A 20,805-nucleotide genomic window follows, 5' to 3' on the forward strand; every position below is an offset into this window, starting at 1 on the left:
AGGAATGAACAAACAAGGAAAATTGCTGATTATCGGCTTCGGCCCCGGAGCGCTGGAGCATATTACCGGCCGCGCACTGGCTGCGCTGGATGAGAGTGAGGCGGTCATTGGCTATACCACTTATGTAGATCTGATCCGGCCGCTGCTGCGGCATCAGGAGATTGTCGGCACGGGGATGACTGAAGAGGTCAGCCGGGCCCAGGAGGCTGTCCGCAGAGCAGAAGCCGGGCAGACCATTGCGGTAATCTCCAGCGGCGATGCCGGTGTTTACGGAATGGCCGGGCTGGTCTACGAGGTGCTGATTGAACGCGGCTGGAGCCGCTCAGAGGGGGTGCCGGTGGAGGTAATTCCGGGAATCTCGGCGATCCAGTCCTGCTCTTCGCTGCTTGGGGCCCCGATTATGCATGACTCCTGCACGATCAGCCTGAGCGATCATCTTACGCCCTGGGAGAGCATAGCTGCGCGTGTGGAAGCGGCGGGGGCAGCGGATTTTGTCATTGCGTTCTATAATCCGCGCAGCGGCAGACGGACGCGCCAGATTGAAGAAGCACGCAATATTCTGCTGCGCTACCGTGATCCGGCTACACCGGTAGGCATTGTCAAAAGTGCCTACCGTGACCGCCAGCAGACGGTCGTAACGACACTGCAGGATATGCTGGAGCATGAGATCGGCATGCTCTCAACCGTGGTGGTCGGCAACTCTGCTACCGTTGTCTATGAGGACCTTATGATTACGCCGCGCGGATATGAACGCAAGTACAGTCTCGGGGCACAGACGCAGACGCTGGAGCCGCACGAGCGGCTGCGCACAGCCGCCGAGCCGTGGTCGCTGGCTGCGGCGGAGTCCGGGCAGGCAGAGGGGATGGCCGGAGCCGTGGTGAATAAAGGGGCCGCTGCAGGGACGGAAGGGGGGCCTTTGCGGTTGGAAGGAGCAGCGGCTGATCCGGCTGCAGGGACAGTCCGGATAGAACGGGCGGCAGCCTGTGGCGAAGCGGGATCAGGGCTGGCGGAAGAGGCGGCTGCGCAGAGCCTGGCTGCTGCTCCGCAGGTGGAGCGGCTGCGTAGCTTGACCGATCGCCTGAAGGCATCGGCCGATTCCTCCTTCGAGCTGGAGATTACTCCCGCAGCCGGCAGCCGCAGCTTCAGCGGCGATCAGATGAAGCTGCTGGCTGAGCTTGCAGGCAGCGATGGGCAATTGGTCTATACGAAGGACGGGTATTTCCTGCTGCGCGGCAGCCGGAGTGAAGAAACAGAGGCAGGAGCAAGGCTGCTGGAGGCCGGACTGAATGTAAGTACGCCTGGAGATTACGTGAAGGTGAAGACCTGCGGATTCTGTGAGCTGCGCAGAAGCGGAGCGTTAAGTGCTGCTGTCCGGCTACACACCCTGCTGCATGGAATGGCTGTGCCCAGAGAGCTGCACATCAGTGTAGCCGGCTGCGGGATGGCTTGCAGCTCCGCTGTGCTGGATGACATCGGCCTGGTAATGTTGCGCGGCAGCTATGAGCTGTATCTTGGCGGCAAGAAGTCCGGCCGGGGCGCCCATGCAGGGATTTTGGTGCGTGAAGGGATGGATGAAGAGGAAGCGGTAGCCGCTGTAGCTGCGGCAGTAGAGGAATATAGGACTCATGGCCGGGAGCAGGAGCGGTATCATGCGTTCCGGGAACGGATGGACAGCATTACAGGGAGTGCAGCCACTACATCGGACAATAACAACATAGAAGGAGTGCAGACGATGAGAACGGTATTACTGGTGGGACACGGGAGCCGGGTTCAAGCGGGAAATGAGGAGTTGCTGGAATTCACCCGCCTGCTCGCGGCTCGTAAGCCGGAGCTGAAGGTCGAGACCTGCTTCATCGAGCTGGCCTCGCCTTCCATTGCTGGCGGCATTGCCAGATGTATCGAGGGTGGTGCGGCGGAGATTTACGTTGTGCCGATTATTTTGTTCGCGGCAGGACATTCCAAACTCGATATTCCAATGGCTATTGATGAAGCTAAGCAGAGATATCCCGGGGTGAAGTTCATCTACGGCCGCCCGCTGGGGGTGCAGGACCGTGCCGTCGATATTCTGCTGGAGCGGATTCAGGAAGCAGAACGACTTCCATTGTCGCAGGAGAAGGCGGCTGGCAGAATGGACCTGGAGCTGCGCGAGAACGGTGTATCCAAGATAGAGGATAAGGACACCATCGTGCTGTTGATGGGACGCGGGGGCAGTGACCCGGATGCTAACAGCGATCTGTATAAAATAAGCCGGCTGCTCTGGGAGAAAACAGGCTACCGCAGCGTGGAAAGCTGCTTCATTGCCATCGCCAAGCCGTCGCTGCAGGACGGGCTTGAGCGCTGCCTGGCGCTGGGTGCGCGCAAAATTATTGTTCTCCCGTACCTGCTGTTCACCGGAGTGCTCATGCAGCAGTTCGCTGAGAGAGTCGCGCAATTCGCAGCCGGGCATCCCGGGCTTGAAGTGGAGATCGGCGGCACACTGGGCGCACATCCGCTGCTGGTGGATATGCTGACAGAGCGGATCGGGGAGACGCTGGAAGGCCGTGCCTTCAGCAATTGCGATAACTGCAAATACCGCGATGCAGCCTCTCTGCATCACCACCTTCACCACCATCATGGTGAGGAGGGGCACGGGGAGCATGGGCATGTGCATCATGGGCATGGGCATCACAGTCATGAGGGGCATGGACACGGGCACCATGAGCATGGAGATGAGGAGCACGGGCACCACTGCCACGGGAAACATGGGCATTGCGGGCATGGTGATCATGGGCATGGACATCACGAGTGTGCGCATGACGGGTATGGTGAACATGGGCACACGCATCACGCGCACGGGCATCGCTGTCATGGACAGGATGGTAATCATGAGCATGGGCAGCATGGGCGGCATGATGTAACGGAGGCGGCGGCTCCGGCAGACGACCTGGCGCTTCGCCAGCCGCGATGATCTTCATGTTATGCGGCACCAGTGATGCCCGGGAGCTGGCCCAGAGTCTTACGCGCCAAGGCCTGCCGCTGCAGGCCAGCGTGGTGACGCCCAGCGGGGCAGAACGCCTGGAGGCCGCAGGCATCCGCACCCGCGTCGGCAGACTGGACCGCGCGGCGATGATCTCTTTGCTGCAAGCGGGCGGGTACCGTGCCGTGGTGGACGGCAGCCATCCTTTTGCGCTGGAGGCCCATGCTAATGCAATGGAAGCTGCTGCTGCGCTGGGATTGCCTTACTTCCGCTACGAGCGGCAGAGCCTTATCTATAACAGCCATCCCCGGCTGCTGCTTGTGCATTCTTATCAAGAGGCTTCGCGCAAGGCGAAGGAGCTGAAGGGCTCAGTGATGCTGACTACCGGCGGCAAAACGCTGGAGATTTTTGCAGAAGAGCTGCTGGGAGATCCGGAGATCCGGCTGACCGTAAGGCTGCTGCCTTGTCTGGAGAATCTGGAGAAATGTCTGACTCTTGGGATCGAGCAGCGGAATATTATTGCGCTTCAGGGCCCTTTTAGCAGAGAGCTGAATGAGGCCTTATACCGGCAGTATGGTACCCGGGTGATGATTACCAAGGAGAGCGGAGCTGAGGGCTCGGTGGATGAGAAGCTGTATGCCGCGCTGGATATGGGGTTATATGTGATTCTGATTATGCGGCCGGGGCTGTCGTTTGGGGATGGCGGAACGGTGTTTGATTCTTTTGACGAGATTACGGCTGCTGTGAAGGCTGCGCTGCTAATGACAAGGGAAGAGGGATGAATGTGGATTTTGGGACAGAGTTCAAGCCGGTGACCGTACAGCCGCAGGAGATAGAGGGCCTAAGCTTTCAGATGATTACGGAGGAGTTGGGGGAACATTCCTTCAGTAGCCTGGAGTACCCGATTGTACAGCGGATTATTCATGCTTCGGCTGATTTTGAGCTGGGACGCAGTCTGGTATTTCATCCCGGGGCGATTGAGGCGGGAATTCACGCCATGCTGCAGGGCAAGCCGATTATAGCGGATGTGCGGATGGTGGAGGCGGGAATTGCCAAGGAGCGGATTCAGCGGTATGGCGGCGAGGTCCGGGTACATATTTCTGATCCTGATGTGGTGGACGAGGCGAAGGCGCTGGGAACCACAAGGGCGATCATCGCAACGCGCAAGGCCTGCGCCCAGGCACCGGGGGGAATCTATGTTATCGGCAACGCGCCCACTGCCTTGCTGGAGCTAATCCGTCTGGTAAAAGCAGGCGAAGCCCAGCCTGGCCTCGTCATCGGCATGCCCGTTGGCTTCGTCTCGGCGGCGGAATCCAAGGATGAGCTGCGCAAGCTGGATATTCCCTACATCACCAATATCGGCCGCAAAGGCGGCAGTACGATCGTGGTCGCCGCAGTGAACGCACTAAGTCTGCTGGCAGTCCGCCGGGCGGCGGGCGAGCTGGGTTAGCGGATTAGAGAAGCATGCAGATGCTTGGAGCGTAGGGCTGTGAGTTGTCATACCCCGATTAAGGTGTAAGCGTTAAGTGGTATGCTTAATCGCACTCTGTACAACTAAATGCTCTGATGCACGAGTGAATATCCATTTAGCTGTAAAACGTGCAATTAAACTAATCTATAATCCGTGTTTTCCCTCATTTCGGCAGATATAGTTGTACAGATTACAGCTAGAAGAGGAATTCCTTCCTTTTTGCGGGTTTTAAATGTACAGAATACAACTATCTCAAATTATTTACTTCCTTAGTTCTAATAGTATGTTAGTTGAAATTTGTGGCTGGCGTTCTCACCGATGACCGGGTTAATGTGCTTAATCTGGGGATTGCAGTAGCGTGTGAGCTCACTAATTGTATTCTGTACAACAGAATTCGTGATTTTATAGTAGAAATCTGGTTCTGTTGTTGTTCATACACTTGATTTGTGGATAAGGGCTCCACAGTACCTCCCTCGTCAAATTCTAATGTACAAAGTGCAGTGGAGCCAGGGAAACTAGAAATATTTGTATGTAAGTCTCCTGATCTGCTTAGAAACAGCAGTATAATCAGGTTATATAGAGAGTAAGACTGGTTACCTGCCATGGGCGAACGCTCAGAGGATGGGCTTCAGCGATGTAGATTGTTCAGTTTGTTCAGTTTGTGAGGATATATTCTTAGACTATCAGCAAAGAGGGATTGCCATGACCAAGGAATTACCCGGTCAAGCCGTTAGTCAGAACCGGAGCCAAAGAAGCGGGGAAGCAGGGTCGGGGCAGGTAGAGCACGTAGCCGGAACTGAATTCGATCAGGTAGCTGAGCGGTTGGAGCAAGTAGGCAGCCCCGAATCCGCACAGGCGGCTGAACGGTTGGACCACGCAGCCGGCCCCGAGATCAGGCAGATGGCTGGACAGGTACAGCAGGCTATCGAACCCGGATTGCCCGGATTTGATCAGGCAGCTGAAGTGTTCGCACATGCGTCCAGTCCAGGATTGCCCGACCCCGAATCCGCACAGGCAACGCCCGCTCCCCCGCTGCGCAGGGGCTACACGACAGGGGCCTGTGCCGCAGCGGCAGCCGCAGGTGCGGCAACCCTGCTCATTACAGGGGAGAGCCTGCCTGCGGTAGAGATCGATTTGCCAGCTGGTTTCCGTCATACCTTTGAGCTGACTGGCTGGCAGCGTACAGGATCACACACGGCAAGCTGTGCCACGGTCAAGGATGCCGGAGACGACCCGGATGCGACACATCTGGCGTGGATCGAGGCAGCGGTGAGCTGGCGGGATGAGCCGGGCGTGGAGATTGACGGGGGCCGTGGTGTCGGCCGGGTGACGAAGCCAGGTCTGCCGATTGGTGTAGGAGAGGCGGCGATTAACCCGGTACCGCGGAGGATGATTCAGGAGGCGGTAACCGCCGTACTAGAGGAGCATGGTACAGCGCGGGGGGTGAGGGTAGTCATCAGCGTGCCGGAAGGCGAGAACATTGCCCTGAAGACGCTGAATCCCCGGTTGGGTATTCTGGGCGGCATTTCGATCCTGGGCACGCGGGGCGTGGTGACCCCATTCTCCACCGAGGCCTATAAGGCAAGCGTGGTTCAGGCCATCTCGGTGGCGTCTGCAGCGGGGAACCGGCAGATTGTGCTGACCACAGGCGGCAGCAGCGAGAAATACGCCATCGCGATGTTTGCGGAGCTTCCAGAGGAAGCTTTTATTCAGATGGGGGAATATGTAGGCTTCTCGCTGGAGCACGCGAAGGCTTACGGGCTTCAGAAGGTTACCTTCGTCGGAATGGCCGGCAAATTCTCTAAGGTGGCTCAGGGGGCCATGCTGATTCACTCTAAGAACGCGCCTGTCGATTTCGGATTTCTGGCCTCTGTTGCAGGCCGTGCGGGAGCGTCCCCGGAACAGGTGCAGGAGATTGCTGCCGCGAACACAGCCTCACAGGTCGTGGATATGATGACTGAGGCGGGGAATAACATTTTTTTCGAGCAGCTGTGCAGGCATGCCTGTGAACAGAGTCTGGCGCATATGAACGGAGGCATGATTGTAGAAATGGTGCTTATTACAATGAAGGGCCGGGTGCTGGGAAGGGCGGAGATTCATGGATAACCTGATTTACGTGATCGGGATCGGTGAGGATGGCGCCGGCGGCCTGACACCGGATAGCTTAGGTATAGTGAACAACAGCGAGGTGCTGCTGGGCGGCGAGCGGCAATTGAATTTTTTTGGCAGGTACAGAGGGGAGAAAATCGTGCTGCAAGGCGGGCTCAAGCCTTTTACAGACAAGCTGGAGGAGGTGTGGCGTGAGCGGCGGACGGTGGTGCTGGCCTCGGGGGACCCGTTCTTTTTTGGGATTGCCGGATATCTTGTCCGCAGGTTCGGGCCGGAGCATGTGGAGGTGATCCCCCATTATAGCAGTGTGCAGCTTGCGTTTGCGCGGCTGGGTGACAGCTGGCAGGATGCTGAGCTGATCAGTCTGCACGGGCGTTCCATTCAGGGACTGGCCCAGCGTATCGACGGCAAGCACAAAATCGCCCTGCTGACAGACGAGAACAACACTCCTGCGGTCATCGCCGCTTATTTGCGTGAGTTCGGTATGATGGAATATGAGGCATTTGTCTGCGAGCGGCTTGGCGGCGCAGAGGAGCTGTGCCGGTTCTGGACGCTGGAGGAGATGGAGACAAGGGAGTTCGCGGCGCTTAATGTTGTGATCCTGCGCCGTAAGCAGGAGGTCTCCATTCCTATGCGGCGCGGATTCGCTTATCCGGACGAGGAGTTCCGGCAGCGTAAGCCTGAGAAAGGTCTGATTACGAAGCGCGAGGTCCGCGCTCTGGTGCTGTCGGAGCTGAACCTGTCCGAGGATGCAGTTGTGTGGGATATCGGCTCCGGCTCGGGTGCGGTGGCTGCGGAATGTGCGCGGATCGCCAGACTCGGGAAGGTCTACGCTCTGGAGAAAAGTGCCGAGAACCTGCCGAATATGGCAGCGAACCGTCTGAAGTTCCGGGCGGATTTCGAAATCATTCAGGAGAAGGCACCGCAGGGCCTAGCCGCTCTGCCTGACCCCGATGCCGTCTTCATCGGCGGCAGCGGCGGGGAGCTGGCGAACATTATCGGGCACAGCGCCGCCAGACTGCGCCCGGAGGGCCGGATTGTGGTTGGGGCGATTACGGTGGAGACACTGCATGGCAGCATGGAGGCGCTCAAGGCCGCAGGACTGGCCTGCGAGGTCACGATGCTTCAGGCGTCGCGCGGCAAGCCGATTCTCGGCATGACCCGGTTCGACGGAATGAATCCCGTCTATGTGGTTAGCGGCCGGAGGCTTCATTAATCATCAGACTATAACGAAGGAGGAACTTGCAATGAAGACCGATGTAACTGAGCCGCGTGGGCAGGCTGCGGACGGACAGGAAATATCATCAGGAGAAACAGCCGGTACGCTCTTGACAGAAGCAGCGATGCAGGCGGCCAGTGCGTTATTTGACCCGCTGGATAGTGAAGAGCCGAAGCTGGAGGAAAGACTGACTCCCCGGGCGCTCGGAACATTATACGGTGTAGGCGTCGGTCCCGGCGACCCGGAGCTGATCACGCTTAAGGCTTGCCGTCTGCTGCGGGAATGTCCGGTGATTGCCTACCCGGCTACCAAGAAGGGCGGCAAATCCTACGCCTATGAAATCATCGAGCTGCATGTAGACCCGCAGGACAAAATCATGCTCGGACTGGTCTTTCCGATGACGAAGGACCCGGAGCTGCTGGCTGGCGGCTGGACCCGTACGGTAGAGCTGTGCTGGGGAGAGCTGAGACAGGGGCGGGATGTGGCTTTTGTGACCGAAGGCGATCCTAATCTCTACAGCACCTTCATTCATCTGGCCCGGCTGATGCAGGAGCTGCATCCCGGCGTGCCGGTCGTCTCGGTTCCGGGGATTTCCTCCGTCCTGGGCGCGGCGGCTGCGCTGGAGCAGCCCCTGGCAGACGGCAATCAGCGGGTGGGGATCATCCCGGCTACGGACGACAGGGAGGCGCTTCGGGAAGCGCTGCTGCATCATGATACGGTGGTGTTCCTTAAGGTGGCCAAAGTGCTGGATCTGGTGCTGGATGTGCTGGATGAGCTGGGCTTGTCCGGCCGTGCCTCGGTGGTAACCAAGGTTACCTCCCCCTATGAGACCGTCTGGCGCGATGCGCGGGATCTGCGGGGCAAGGAAGTGGAATACCTGAGTCTGATGGTGGTGAGCAAATGACGGAGCTTGTGCCGAAGGTATACATTGTAGGTGCCGGACCAGGGGACCCGGAGCTGATTACGGTCAAAGGCAGCCGGATTCTGCGCTCGGCAGATCTGGTGCTGTATGCGGATTCGCTGGTCAGCGATGAGCTGATCCGCAGCGCTAAACCGGGTGCTCAGGTGCTTCAGAGCTCGGGCATGGATCTGGAGCAACAGGTGGAGCTGATGACGCTTGCCGTGCAGTCGGGTAAAAGCGTAGCCCGCGTACATACCGGCGACCCCGCCATGTACGGTGCAATCTTGGAGCAGATGTCGCTGCTGAAGCTCTGCGGCGTCGCTTACGAGATTGTGCCGGGCGTCAGCTCGGTCTTTGCCTCTGCGGCCGCGGTTGGCGCAGAGCTGACCGTGCCGGAGCTGACGCAGACGGTCATTCTGACCCGTGCGGAAGGGCGCACACCCGTGCCGGAGCGCGAGCAGTTGCGCAAGCTGGCGGAGCATCACTGCACGGTGGCGCTGTTTCTAAGTGCATCACTGGCCGGTCATGTGAGCAGTGAATTCCTGGCCGCAGGCTGGAGCCCGGAGACCCCGGTGGCGGTCGTGAAGCGGGCCACTTGGCCGGATCAGCAGATTTTGCGTACAACGGTTGAGAAGCTGGAGGGGGACCTGCGTGATGCCGGTATCACCATGCATGCCATGATCCTGGCCGGCTGGGCGCTGGACCCCGGGCTGACGGACCGCGATCAGCACCGCTCTAAGCTGTATGACAAGACCTTCACCCACGGCTGCCGGGAAGGAATCGGCTCCGGTGAGTAAGCGGTATGCGGCTGTTGCCATTACGCGCAGCGGGATAGAGCTGGCTGTGAAGCTTGGCGGGCGGCTTGGCGGGACTGAGGTTTTTGTCTATGCCAAGTATAGCGGCTGGCTGGAGGCGCGGAGCGGTGAGGTTACTGTTTTTGATGGACCGGTTAGAGGGTTGCTTCCCAAGCTCTTCGGGAGCTATGAGGCGGTCATTCTGTTCTTCTCGCTGGGGGCGGCTGTCCGGCTGACGGCTCCGCTGCTGCGGGATAAAAGAACCGATCCTGCCGTCATCGTCATCGATGAGCGCGGGGAGCATGTCATCAGTATGCTCTCCGGCCATCTCGGCGGAGCGAACAGGCTTACTCTGGAGATTGCGGAGCTGCTGGGCAGCCATCCGGTGATCACCACAGCTTCGGATGTACAGGGCACCTTCGCTGTTGACCTGCTGGGTCAAGAGTATCGCTGGCGCGCGGACAGTTTCACCCCCATGAAGGGGGTTAGTGCTGCGCTCGTTAACGGGGAGCCGGTGGCTTTTGTGCAGGAGAGCGGGGAACGTGACTGGCTGCCGCCGGGTGCTGAGGTGCCGGAGCATGTCTCTATGTTCGCAAGCAGGGCTGAGCTTAGGCATAGCGGACGCAGCTTCAGCGCAGCGATTGTGGTAAGCGACCGGCTGGCAGAGGAACTGGAGGAGGATGCACGAGCAGACACTGCACTGGCCGAGTCCATTGTAGTGTATCGCCCGCGCAGTCTGGTGCTTGGACTCGGCTGCAACCGCGGGACGTCTGCGGAAGAGCTGGAAGCCGTGGTCCTGCACACTCTGAATGAGCTTCATCTGTCGCTCCATAGTGTGCGGAATGTGGCGACGGCCGGGATCAAGGGGGATGAACCCGGGCTACTGGCCTTGTGCGCCAAATACAGCTGGGAGCTGGTTCTGTACACCCCGGAGCAGCTAAATACAGTTGAGCTGGACCATCCGTCTGAGGTGGTATTCAGGGCCACGGGGGCATACGGTGTCTGTGAACCTGCGGCCCTGCTGTCTTCAGGCGCGCATTCGCTCCTGCAGCCTAAGCTTAAGAGCGGCAATGTGACTATCGCCGTAGCCCGGGTCTTCTATCCTAGAGAGAAGGAGGGGAGCTGCGGTGAATGAGCCGAGGAATTTAGCAGGATATGAAAAAGAGCCGGGATTAGCCAGCCTGGAGCTGCAGGCCCGTCCCCGCCTGGTCATTGCAGGCACAGGCAGCGGCTCGGGCAAAACAACGGTCACGCTGGGGCTGATGCGCGCTTTTGCCCGGCGGGGCCTCAAGGTCCAGGGCTTCAAATGTGGCCCTGACTACATCGATCCCGCCTATCACACTGCGGTCACAGGCCGCCCCTCACGCAATTTGGACTCATGGATGACTTCAAGCGATTATCTGCAGGAGTATTTCCTGCAGGCTTCGGCAGAGGCCGACTTGTCCGTCATTGAGGGGGTCATGGGTCTGTATGACGGCAAGGAGGATACGGCGCTGACCGGATCAACGGCGGAGATCGCCATTCTGACCGCCAGCCCTGTACTCCTGGTGGTCGATGTCCGCAGCATGGGCCGCAGTGCTGCGGCGATAGTGCTGGGCTTCCGTCAGCTGGAGCCGCAGGTGCGGATTGCCGCCGTTCTGGTGAACCGCTGCGGCAGCGAGGGTCATTACCGGTTAGTTAAGGCGGCCATTGAAGCAGCCTGCGGGATTCCCGTGATCGGCTGGCTCCCCCGCGATAGCGGGCTGGACATCCCGGAGCGGCATCTGGGCTTGCTGCCCGCTGTGGAACGCGGGGAGCTTGCGCCTTTGTTCGACCGTGCCGCCGATATGCTGGAGCAAGGCACGGATCTGGAGCAGCTGCTGGAGATTGCTGCTACAGCTCCTGCTGTGCAGAAGATACTTGCGGCTGCGGATGATCAGTGTAATCCTGCTGTGCCGATGATACATAAGACACAGGCAGGCCCGGCGGAGCCTGCCCCGGTCATTGCCGTAGCCCGGGACGCGGCGTTCAACTTCTACTACGCAGATAATCTGGAGCTGCTCGCACGTGAAGGTGCTAAGCTGATTTACTTCAGCCCGCTCAGCGGTGAAGGCATTCCGCCGGAAGCGGGCGGCCTCTATATCGGCGGCGGCTTCCCGGAAGAATTCGCGGCTGTGATTGCCGCGAACCAGCTGTTCCTTGGCGGACTGAGGTCTGCCGCAGACGCTGGAATGCCGCTCTATGCGGAGTGCGGCGGCTACATGGTGCTGGCCCGCAGTCTGACCGACCGCAACGGCAGGGTGCATGAGATGGCCGGAATCGTTCCGGCACACACTGTGATGCAGGAACGCCGGGCGGCACTCGGCTATCGTGAAGTTACGGCACTTCACGACTGTCTGCTGCTGAAGCAGGGCGAGCGCCTGCGCGGCCATGAATTTCATTACTCCGTCATGAGCTATCCTGACGGGGAAGCCCGAACCTATGCCTATGAGAGTAAGGGCAGAGGGGGGAGCCAGCCGGAAGGCTACATCAGCGGCAGCATTATGGCTGCTTATGCGCATATCCACTTGGCCTCCCATCTCCCGGCAGCAGCCCGGCTTGTAGCAGCCTGCCGGGCATATCGTGACCGCAAACAAGCTGTACAGCAGCATGATTCCGATTCCTGCAATCAACAAGTGGAATAACGTATCTTAAATTATTGATTCTAACAGAATGTGTGGAGATAAGTGGAAAAACAACATCTATTCATGTTACTTTTAGCTGCTTGGGCTAAAATGGGCAACAGTAAGTGTTGTTTTTCCAACTGTTGTTCTAGTACCGGTCATTCGTTCATTAGCAAGTGTAGAAAATCCAACTATCCCCCGTTCCGTTCAAACCAGCCTAAGTCTCATCAGCAAATCACTTCTGTCTACTATATGTCAACCGCTTGTCATACGTATAATAGCCACGTATAATAGGACAAGAGAACGCTTTATTACCGCGCTCGGGCTGGTCAACCGATCAGTTCCAGCGCAGGAAACCATTGAAAGTTAATAGAAGCAACAGCATATGGATGCATCAGGAGAAGGGGGAACGCTGCAGTGAAATTGTTGGGAGCGATTGAAGCAGGAGGAACAAAGTTTGTATGCGGTATCGGGAATGAGGACGGGACAATTATCGACCGGGTGAGCTTTCCGACTGCCACTCCTCAGGAGACTATGAGCCAGGTAATGGATTATTTCAGCGGAAAAGCTGTGGAGGCTATCGGGATCGGCTCGTTTGGACCGATTGATCCCGTTATTGGCAGCCCCACCTATGGATATATTACAACCACACCCAAGCCGCACTGGGGCGGTTATAATCTGGTGGGAGCCGTGGAGGAGCAATTCCAGGTTCCGATCGGCTTCGATACAGATGTGAACGGCGCAGCGCTGGGCGAATACACCTGGGGGGCAGCGCAAGGTCTGGATAGCTGCCTGTATATCACTGTAGGTACCGGGATCGGTGCCGGTGCTGTGGTGGGCGGGAAGCTCGTTCACGGGCTGTCCCATCCCGAGATGGGACATATTCTGGTTCGTCGTCATCCCGAGGACCACTACGAAGGCTTCTGCCCTTATCACGGCGATTGCCTGGAGGGTCTGGCAGCAGGTCCGGCCATCGGCAAGCGCTGGGGTAAGCCGGCGGGCGAGCTGTCTGCAGATCATCCGGCCTGGGCGATGGAGGCCCACTATCTGGCTCATGCTCTTATGAACTATGTGCTGATCCTCTCGCCGCAGAAGATCGTAATGGGCGGCGGTGTGATGAAGCAGAGCCAGCTCTTCCCGCTGATTCATGCCAAGCTGCGGGAGCTGCTCGGCGGATATGTGCAGCATCCAGCGCTCAATGAAGAGATTGGCAGTTATATTGTGCCTCCGCAGCTTGGAGATAACGCCGGTCTGTCGGGTGCACTGGGTCTGGCCAAGCTGGCTTTGGACCGCAAGTAGGATCTCCTGACAAAAAGGCATTGACTGTTACGTAATATATGGTATCCTAGGTTTTAACAGTATAGCATTTAAGAGGAAGCACCTCTTTCACGAATTTCGTGGGAGAGGTGCTTTTTTGCGTTCAAATATAAGAATGTATAGGTTTCACGCTATACATTATCCTTCTATTTCTCGCTGAAACGGTACCGTCCTTTATAGGACGGCAGAGCCGTTTCCGCTTGCCAGCGCTCATGCGTACTGTAAGACGACGAAAGTAGGGATTCATATGCAGATCGTATTTATGAACCGTTTGTGCAGAAGATCAGGAGTGGATGGGGAGACTTTTGCCCAGCTGTGGATTGGAGAGGAAGAGGGGCAGTGGCGTCTTGGCTGGCGTGATTTCTCCGGCGAACAGGAGACGGGCGATAGCCTGTGGTATGAAGGCGGATCATGGAATGAGATGCTGTGTGTATACCGGCACGAGCTTGCCGTGAAGATGGGGGATGGCTACCGCCCGCTGATTGACGGTGTATTTCATGACGAGGATAATCTCAGCAGCCGCAGCCAGGAGCAGCTTAAGCTGCAGTATTACAGTGAGCATTACGGGAATGAAGCGATCTTCGAGGAGCTGTGCTCCTGGCGCAGAGTGAAGGCCTCCGGCGAACGGAAAGCGCCTTATATCCTGGCCAGCAACCGTCTGCTGCGCATGATCAGCGCATTTCTTCCCCGCACGGAGGAGGAGCTGCTACAGCTTCCAGGTGTAGGTGAAGGCAAAGCCACACAGTATGGAGCGGACTGGCTCAGTATCACCGCAGCGGCTGAGCGTGAGCATGATTTTCCGCTAAGCTGGGTGAATCATACAATAGACGAAGAGAGCTTCGTATCCTGGCAATATAAGCAGAAGGAGCTTAAGTACAAGAAGGAGCTGGAGCGGCTGAGACTGCGGCGTGTTCTGTTACAGGGGATCGAAGAGGGGCAAGGAATGGAGCAGCTCAGAGTGCTTAGCGGAGTTTCCCGCCGTGAAGTGCTTGAAGTAGTAGAGGAGCTGGAGAAGGACGGATACTCGGCCGAGAAGCTTATTGCCCTGGAGCTGAGCGGAGTGAGCCCCGAAGAACAGAACAATATTTGGACAGCCTATGAACTGATCGGCGACAACTTCCTGAAGCCTGTTCTTTACAAAGCTTACGGTGAACCTTTCGTTCCTGCTGACGGACTCGATCTGTATTACGAACGCCTGCGGCTGATCCGCATCCGCTTCCGGCGGGAGCATCCGGCCGCGCTTGGAATGGCTGCCCCTTTGTAAGGGGGTGACCGGCGGCCTGAAGCGGCCCCAATCTGCGGTCCTGATGACCGGGATTTTTCATCGGCGCAGACGCATTACATACTGGTGACATACCAAAAAGACGAAGGCTCCCCGGGTCCCGGAATAACCGGGTATACGGTGCCTTCGTCCTTCGTATTCGTCCGCTCTGCTTCATAGCCACTCCTTCTTACGGAAGATAATGAGCATTCCGCAGCCTAGCGTCACCATGACGGCAATGACGCCATAGTAGCCGTACTCGGTGTGGATCTCCGGGATATTGTCAAAGTTCATGCCGTAGATCCCGGTAATCACGGTCAGCGGCATGAATATAGTGGTAATTGCCGTAAATACACGCATGATTTCATTAGCGCGGTTCGCAATACTGGACTGATAAGCTTCACGCAAGTTACCCATGAGATCGCGGTACGTTTCGAAGGTTTCAGAGATCTTGACCGCATTCTCATAGATATCGCTGAAATACTTCTGCAGCTGATCGTCGATCAGGCGAAGATCCTTTTTGTTGAGCGTGTTGATAACTTCCTTCTGCGGGCCGAGCATCTTCTTCAGCCAGAGAATCTCACTGCGCAGACCAATGATCTCGCTCAGATGCGATTTCTTGGTATGCATGAGGATGTCTTCCTCCAGCTTCTCGATCCGCGCTTCAATCCGGTCACCGACCGAGAAGAAGTTGTCGACAACGAGGTCGATCAGCAGATACAGGAAGCGGTCAGGCGTACTGACCTCCTGCTCCCACAGTACGGGCTTCAGGACACGAAGCTCATGGATCTTCTGCTTCGTAACGGTAATAATATAATGTCTGCCAAGGAATACGTTAAGCGCACGGAGGAAAATTTCCTCATCATCGAACCGGATGCTGTTCACCACGATGAAATAATGACTCTCATAAATCTCCAGCTTCGGACGCTGATCCTCTTCACTAAGACAGTCTTCCACAGCCAGATCATGCAGTCCGTATATAGGCTGAAGCTCTACAAGGTCCTCCACATCGGCATCAATCCAGTAGAACCCCTCAGCAGGGGGCGTTAATGTTTCTTCAATGTTGTCAACAGGCGTAAAAACCCCTGCATTCACCAGCCGGATTTTCATCTGATTCACTCCTTATGTCCCTGGTCTTCTCCAGGGGTATGCTAATTTCAGCACACGGAAAAAATCAGCTTGGCCGGTGGTACAATCATGGATGAAGGCCAAAAGACGGTCCGAGAGCATGAAGAAAAAGGGCTCCCGCCGCCGGCAAGCTGATGTTAATCCTGTGTGGTTGTTCATTCTGCACGCATATTCGCGAGCCCGGGTCGCCTTCCATTGTTCTCTCACCTCTTCTTTTCGCCGTTTATTTTGGTTGAAACACTTGTCTAGTATAACGCCGGGATATGGGTCTTACAAGAGAAATTGTTTTCTGTCATAAGGCCCCTTCAGCATTGTATGGACTTGACGAAAAGGAGGTTCATGATTTAAAGTGAAATTTAAGAAAAAGCATCTTTCGGATGCTTAAGGTTATTCAACTGAATACAGCTAAATCTTATCAAGAGCAGGTGGAGGGACTAGCCCGATGAAACCCGGCAACCGGCGTGTGAGCGCACGGTGCTAATTCTTGCGGAAGCTTTGCAGGGCGTTATTCGTCCGGCGGAAGTTCTCTGGCAGATGAGAGAGGCGCATATGACTGCATGATATGACCTTTCTCGCCCGGGAAAGGTCTTTTTTCGCTACCCTGCCTCAGGTTGAACCACCAAGTGGAACCCCATTTCAGTTAAGGAGTGAACAGCAATGCCTATCAAAATTCCCGACAGCCTGCCGGCCAAAGAAGTGTTATCCGGTGAGAATATTTTTGTAATGGATGAAAGCCAGGCTTTCCATCAGGATATCCGTCCCCTGCGGATCGCCATCCTGAATCTGATGCCTACCAAAGAAACTACTGAGACCCAGCTGCTGCGCCTTATCGGGAATTCCCCGCTTCAGGTGGATGTTGTTCTGCTGCATCCCAGCTCCCATACGTCGAAGAATACTTCGGCTGAGCATTTGAAGAGCTTTTACAAAACCTTTGATGAGATCAGCCACCGCCGGTTCGACGGCTTGATTGTAACGGGCGCTCCCGTAGAACAACTTGAATTCGAGGATGTCAACTACTGGGAAGAGCTGAAAGTGATTTTTGAGTGGAGCAAACAGAATGTAACCTCGACCATGCACATCTGTTGGGCGGCACAGGCAGGACTGTATCATCACTTTGGTGTGCGCAAGGTGAGTCTGCCGGACAAATGCTTCGGAGTGTTTCCGCATACGATGAGCCATAATAATGTCAAGCTGCTGCGCGGCTTCGATGAAGTGTTCCATGTTCCGCATTCCCGCCATACCGATGTCTCCCGTGAAGATATTGAGCGGAACCCGGAGCTGCAGATTCTGGCAGAATCCGAGGAAGCCGGGGTGTACCTGGTGGCTACGCATGACGGGAAGCAGATTTTTGTTACCGGACATTCGGAATATGATCCCTTCTCGCTGAAATGGGAGTATGACCGGGATATCGCAAAAGGGCTGGAGGTTGCCTTGCCGAAGCACTATTATCCCAAGGATGATCCGACGCGTACTCCGCCGGCAGTCTGGCGCGCCCATGCCAACTTATTATTCGCTAATTGGCTCAATTACTATGTATACCAGGAGACTCCTTACGATATCGGGGCATTTATCTAAGAGGTTAACTTATTCTTAATAGAAGTAATTAATCAGGAGGCAATGGAGATGGATGAGAAACTGAGAATTGAGAGCAGACTGGCACAGATTGGTTCGATGGAGGACCCCGCCACCGGGGCCATTAATTACCCGATTTATCATGCGACGGCTTTCCGTCACCCTAGACTTGGGCAGAGCACAGGCTTTGACTACATCCGCACCAAAAATCCTACCCGCTCTGTCCTCGAAGAAGCGGCAGCGGCCCTGGAATCCGGGGATGCCGGCTTCGCCTGCGCTTCCGGTATGGCTGCGCTGACTACGGTGTTCACCTTGTTTGGACAAGGGGACCATCTCATTGTGTCGCTCGACCTGTACGGCGGAACCTACCGGTTGCTGGAACGGATTCTCTCCAAATACGGCATCAGTGCCTCCTATGTAGATACGAACGATCTGGATGGACTGGAAGCAGCCCGCCAGCCGGGGACAAAAGCCGTATTCATTGAGACGCCGACCAATCCGCTGATGATGATTACGGATGTCGAAGCCGTATGTACCTGGGCCCGCCGTCACGGGCTGCTCACGATTGTAGATAATACGCTGCTGACTCCGTTCTTCCAGCGCCCGCTGGAGCTTGGAGCAGATATCGTGGTTCACAGTGCGACTAAGTATCTGGGCGGGCATAACGATGTGCTGGCTGGGCTGATTGTGACCAAGGGCGCAGAATTGTCTGCTGAAATGGCCGTCCTGCATAACTCTCTGGGAGCGGTTCTCGCGCCGAATGACAGCTATCAGCTGATGAAAGGTATGAAGACCCTGGCGCTGCGCATGGAGCGGCATGAGAGCAATGCCCTGGCCATCGCCCGTTATCTGCAGAAGCATCCGGCTATTGCCGAGGTCTTCCATCCGGGTCTGCCGGACCATCCGGGCTATGCCATTCAGAACCGCCAGTCCTCCGGCAACACCGGGATCTTCTCCTTCAAGGTAAAAGAGGCCAGCTATGTGGAGCCGCTGCTCCGCCATATCAAGCTAATCGCCTTCGCCGAGAGTCTGGGCGGTGTCGAATCGCTGATGACCTATCCGGCGATACAGACTCATGCCGATATTCCGGCTGAAATCCGCGATGCTGTAGGCGTGGATGACCGACTGCTGCGCTTCTCTGTCGGCATAGAGCATGTAGATGATCTGATTGCGGATCTCGGACAGGCCCTGGAGGCCGCCCGGAGCGAGCTGGAATAAGGCGATGCGCCCCGGACCTGGACCGGCATGCGGGATTCGCAGAACGTACAAGCAGCAGTGCCTTCGGGCGCTGCTGTTTAATTTTGCCTGGGACAAGGTCAATTACCGGTTCTGCGCAGCGAAACATTTTTCAAGAACAGCCGATTGTGATACGATGGGAGAACGGACTATTTTTATTTCAAATTGTATTTATCTCATAGACTTCATAGATGAAGAGGAGGCCGTCAACAGTGAGTGCAGTCGATCTTATACTGGATAAGGCACTGAAGGGTGAACGTCTTCAGTTGGAAGATACGGTCACGTTGTTCGAGAGCAATGAAATTGAGAAAATGGGCGCTGCCGCAGATATTATTATGAAGCGCTGGCACCCGGAGCCAGTGACAACATTCGTCATTGGCCGTAACATTAACTACACCAATGTATGTGATGTATATTGCCGATTCTGCGCTTTTTACCGCAGACCCGGTTCGGAGGAAGGCTATGTGCTTCCCGATGAGACAATCTATCAGAAGATTGCGGAGACCATGAGCGTGAACGGAACCGAAATTCTGATGCAGGGCGGTACGAATCCGAATCTGCCGTTCAGCTACTATACAGATATTCTGCGCGGCATCAAGCAGCGGTTCCCGGAGATTACAATGCATTCCTTCTCACCTGCGGAAATTATGAAAATGGTTGAGGTCTCCGGCCTGCCGCTGGAACAGGTCATGCGTGAGATTCATGCCGCAGGCCTCGATTCCCTGCCCGGCGGCGGTGCTGAGATTCTCGATGACCGTACCCGCCGCAAGATCAGCCGCCTCAAGGGCTCCTGGCGCGAGTGGATGGACGTCATGCAGACCGCACACCGGATCGGCATGAATACAACGGCCACGATGGTGATCGGTCTGGGCGAGAGTATGGAAGAACGGGCGCTGCATCTGCTGCGTGTCCGTGAAGCCCAGGACGAATGCATTGCGAATAAATATGATTCTGAAGGCTTCCTGGCGTTCATCTCCTGGACCTTCCAGCCGGATAATACGAACCTGAAGCTGGACCGCCAGACCCCGGAGGAGTACCTCAAGACCGTAGCCATCAGCCGTCTGGTGCTGGACAATATCAAGAACTTCCAATCCTCCTGGGTAACGATGGGGCCTGAAGTAGGCAAGCTCTCCCTGCAATACGGATGCAATGACTTCGGAAGCACAATGATCGAGGAGAACGTAGTCTCCTCGGCGGGTGCGACCTACAAGGTCAACATCGAGTCGATCACCCAGCTCATCCGCGAAGCCGGCAAGATTCCGGCGCAGCGCAACACGCGTTATGACATTCTGCGTACGTTCGAGGATGCGAATGCGAAGATTGACAATGATTTTATTATGCAGAACTAGAATGAAATAAAGAAAACAAAAATAACGGAGTTAAACTACAAATGTAGTTTTTACTCCGTTATTTTTGTTGCTCAACTGCAATGCTTGTTCCATTTTTATAAATACAATAATAAATCGGCTAGCTTTTTGATGTTTAGATATTTTGTGCTTGCTTGAGAATTCGGTCTTGATAGGACTAATACTGATTGTATCCCCAGTGCTGATGCGCAATCTAAGTTCTGTTCATAATCATCGATAAATACTGTTTCAGTTGCCGGCAAATGCATCGCATCAAGTGCATGGCTGAACATGCCGGGATTAGGTTTGTTTTCTCCAAGTTCAAAACTAAGTGTCATATTATCAAAAAAATTATACATACCGGCATTTTTAAGAACTCTTTTGACCGACGGGTCGGTATCTGAAATAACTCCAATCTTATACTTTTCGCTCAGGCTTTCAATGGTTTGTTTGGTATGATCAAAAAACACATAATTAGCATCATTATACACTCTATCATAGGCAATGATTTCAGCTTGTTCGTTGGTAAGGTGCATTTCAGGTAACCATTCAGCCAGTGTTTTATAGTAATTTGTATACCTTTCAAGCTCCTCATCTTCAGTTTTGTAAACTTCATTTTTGAGGTGCTCATTTGCTTTTGAAATTGCTGTATTCAATTGTTCTTGTGGTATGGAACCTAGAATCTGTGGATTTATGTATTCCAACGCTTTTAATGTTATCCTCCAGTCACCTGTTGCAGGGCGGAAAATCGTCCAGCCAAGGTCGAGAAATATACCATGTACAGGTTTTTGTATAATCATGTCAACTCCCCCCTATGAATCCTATAATATTGTAAAAATCTATTAATAAAAGA

The 20,805-nt window shown here is 55.6% G+C and carries 15 protein-coding genes, 2 pseudogenes and 1 riboswitch; of the genes and pseudogenes, 15 read left to right on the forward strand and 2 right to left on the reverse strand.

Annotated elements, in window-relative coordinates:
* Window positions 1-4: 4 nt before the first annotated feature.
* The 12 genes and pseudogenes from cobJ to MKZ07_RS33020 form a co-directional block, all read left to right on the forward strand.
* A pseudogene (gene cobJ, locus MKZ07_RS33700) lies at window positions 5-1,684 on the forward strand (precorrin-3B C(17)-methyltransferase); the annotation flags it as partial.
* An 84-nt stretch (window positions 1,685-1,768) separates the two neighbouring features.
* Window positions 1,769-2,947, forward strand: a pseudogene (locus MKZ07_RS33705) (sirohydrochlorin chelatase); the annotation flags it as partial.
* Window positions 2,944-3,738 (forward strand): precorrin-6A reductase, encoded by a 795-nt coding sequence (cobK, locus tag MKZ07_RS32975; RefSeq protein ID WP_341029705.1) that lies wholly within the window; start codon window positions 2,944-2,946, stop codon window positions 3,736-3,738. The pseudogene MKZ07_RS33705 and the gene cobK, both read left to right, overlap by 4 nt.
* Window positions 3,739-3,740: 2 nt before the next feature.
* On the forward strand, window positions 3,741-4,406 hold the full coding sequence (locus MKZ07_RS32980; RefSeq protein WP_341029706.1) for a precorrin-8X methylmutase: 666 nt from the start codon (window positions 3,741-3,743) through the stop codon (window positions 4,404-4,406).
* Between the two features lie 1,011 nt (window positions 4,407-5,417).
* Window positions 5,418-6,533 carry a cobalt-precorrin-5B (C(1))-methyltransferase gene (locus MKZ07_RS32985; RefSeq protein WP_036696853.1) on the forward strand — a complete coding sequence of 372 codons (1,116 nt, stop codon included), beginning with the start codon at window positions 5,418-5,420 and terminating at the stop codon, window positions 6,531-6,533.
* Window positions 6,526-7,752, forward strand: coding sequence for a precorrin-6y C5,15-methyltransferase (decarboxylating) subunit CbiE (gene cbiE / locus MKZ07_RS32990; RefSeq protein ID WP_341029709.1), 1,227 nt, complete (start codon window positions 6,526-6,528; stop codon window positions 7,750-7,752). Before MKZ07_RS32985 ends, cbiE begins: the two co-directional genes overlap by 8 nt.
* A 31-nt stretch (window positions 7,753-7,783) precedes the next feature.
* Window positions 7,784-8,659 (forward strand): precorrin-2 C(20)-methyltransferase, encoded by an 876-nt coding sequence (cobI, locus tag MKZ07_RS32995; RefSeq protein ID WP_341029711.1) that lies wholly within the window; start codon window positions 7,784-7,786, stop codon window positions 8,657-8,659.
* Complete coding sequence (cobM, locus tag MKZ07_RS33000) at window positions 8,656-9,453, forward strand: precorrin-4 C(11)-methyltransferase (RefSeq protein ID WP_341029713.1); 798 nt, start codon at window positions 8,656-8,658, stop codon at window positions 9,451-9,453. Before cobI ends, cobM begins: the two co-directional genes overlap by 4 nt.
* On the forward strand, window positions 9,446-10,585 hold the full coding sequence (locus MKZ07_RS33005) for a cobalt-precorrin 5A hydrolase (protein WP_036696784.1): 1,140 nt from the start codon (window positions 9,446-9,448) through the stop codon (window positions 10,583-10,585). Before cobM ends, MKZ07_RS33005 begins: the two co-directional genes overlap by 8 nt.
* Window positions 10,586-10,631: 46 nt before the next feature.
* Entirely contained in the window at window positions 10,632-12,113 is a 1,482-nt protein-coding gene (locus tag MKZ07_RS33010) for a cobyrinate a,c-diamide synthase (protein ID WP_372238083.1), read from the forward strand.
* A gap of 396 nt (window positions 12,114-12,509) precedes the next feature.
* The gene (locus tag MKZ07_RS33015) at window positions 12,510-13,391 is read left to right on the forward strand and encodes an ROK family protein (protein ID WP_051493736.1); all 882 of its coding nucleotides are present in this window, start codon (window positions 12,510-12,512) and stop codon (window positions 13,389-13,391) included.
* 265 nt (window positions 13,392-13,656) lie between these two features.
* Window positions 13,657-14,673, forward strand: a complete 1,017-nt coding sequence (locus MKZ07_RS33020) for an HRDC domain-containing protein (RefSeq protein WP_341029716.1) — start codon at window positions 13,657-13,659, stop codon at window positions 14,671-14,673.
* Between the two features lie 171 nt (window positions 14,674-14,844).
* Here the strand turns inward: MKZ07_RS33020 and corA are convergent, their stop codons facing one another.
* The gene (corA, locus tag MKZ07_RS33025; RefSeq protein WP_341029719.1) at window positions 14,845-15,780 is read right to left on the reverse strand and encodes a magnesium/cobalt transporter CorA; all 936 of its coding nucleotides are present in this window, start codon (window positions 15,778-15,780) and stop codon (window positions 14,845-14,847) included.
* Between the two features lie 427 nt (window positions 15,781-16,207).
* Window positions 16,208-16,339: riboswitch (SAM riboswitch) on the forward strand.
* Between the two features lie 116 nt (window positions 16,340-16,455).
* On the opposite strand from corA, the gene metA reads away from it, so the two are divergent.
* The 3 genes from metA to mqnC all read left to right on the forward strand — a co-directional run bounded on the left by metA (window position 16,456) and on the right by mqnC (window position 19,955).
* Window positions 16,456-17,373, forward strand: a complete 918-nt coding sequence (gene metA, locus MKZ07_RS33030; RefSeq protein ID WP_036696791.1) for a homoserine O-acetyltransferase MetA — start codon at window positions 16,456-16,458, stop codon at window positions 17,371-17,373.
* A gap of 48 nt (window positions 17,374-17,421) precedes the next feature.
* Window positions 17,422-18,588 (forward strand): aminotransferase class I/II-fold pyridoxal phosphate-dependent enzyme, encoded by a 1,167-nt coding sequence (locus tag MKZ07_RS33035; protein WP_036696793.1) that lies wholly within the window; start codon window positions 17,422-17,424, stop codon window positions 18,586-18,588.
* Window positions 18,589-18,818: 230 nt separating this feature from the next.
* The gene (gene mqnC, locus MKZ07_RS33040; RefSeq protein WP_036696795.1) at window positions 18,819-19,955 is read left to right on the forward strand and encodes a cyclic dehypoxanthinyl futalosine synthase; all 1,137 of its coding nucleotides are present in this window, start codon (window positions 18,819-18,821) and stop codon (window positions 19,953-19,955) included.
* A 95-nt stretch (window positions 19,956-20,050) separates the two neighbouring features.
* Here mqnC and MKZ07_RS33045 read toward each other — a convergent pair whose 3' ends face one another.
* Window positions 20,051-20,752 carry an HAD family hydrolase gene (locus MKZ07_RS33045; protein ID WP_341029725.1) on the reverse strand — a complete coding sequence of 234 codons (702 nt, stop codon included), beginning with the start codon at window positions 20,750-20,752 and terminating at the stop codon, window positions 20,051-20,053.
* Window positions 20,753-20,805: the final 53 nt, after the last annotated feature.

Origin of the sequence: Paenibacillus sp. FSL P4-0338 (assembly GCF_038002365.1) — a bacterium.
Lineage (GTDB): Bacteria > Bacillota > Bacilli > Paenibacillales > Paenibacillaceae > Paenibacillus_AQ.

Excerpts from the sequence above, each read along its gene's own strand:
- cobK (WP_341029705.1), top strand. The coding sequence starts at position 2,944 with ATGATCTTCATGTTATGCGGCACCAGTGATGCCCGGGAGCTGGCCCAG.
- cbiE (WP_341029709.1), top strand. The coding sequence starts at position 6,526 with ATGGATAACCTGATTTACGTGATCGGGATCGGTGAGGATGGCGCCGGC.
- cobI (WP_341029711.1), top strand. The coding sequence starts at position 7,784 with ATGAAGACCGATGTAACTGAGCCGCGTGGGCAGGCTGCGGACGGACAG.
- cobM (WP_341029713.1), top strand. The coding sequence starts at position 8,656 with ATGACGGAGCTTGTGCCGAAGGTATACATTGTAGGTGCCGGACCAGGG.
- MKZ07_RS33020 (WP_341029716.1), top strand. The coding sequence starts at position 13,657 with ATGCAGATCGTATTTATGAACCGTTTGTGCAGAAGATCAGGAGTGGAT.
- corA (WP_341029719.1), bottom strand. The coding sequence starts at position 15,780 with ATGAAAATCCGGCTGGTGAATGCAGGGGTTTTTACGCCTGTTGACAAC.
- metA (WP_036696791.1), top strand. The coding sequence starts at position 16,456 with ATGCCTATCAAAATTCCCGACAGCCTGCCGGCCAAAGAAGTGTTATCC.
- MKZ07_RS33035 (WP_036696793.1), top strand. The coding sequence starts at position 17,422 with ATGGATGAGAAACTGAGAATTGAGAGCAGACTGGCACAGATTGGTTCG.
- MKZ07_RS33045 (WP_341029725.1), bottom strand. The coding sequence starts at position 20,752 with ATGATTATACAAAAACCTGTACATGGTATATTTCTCGACCTTGGCTGG.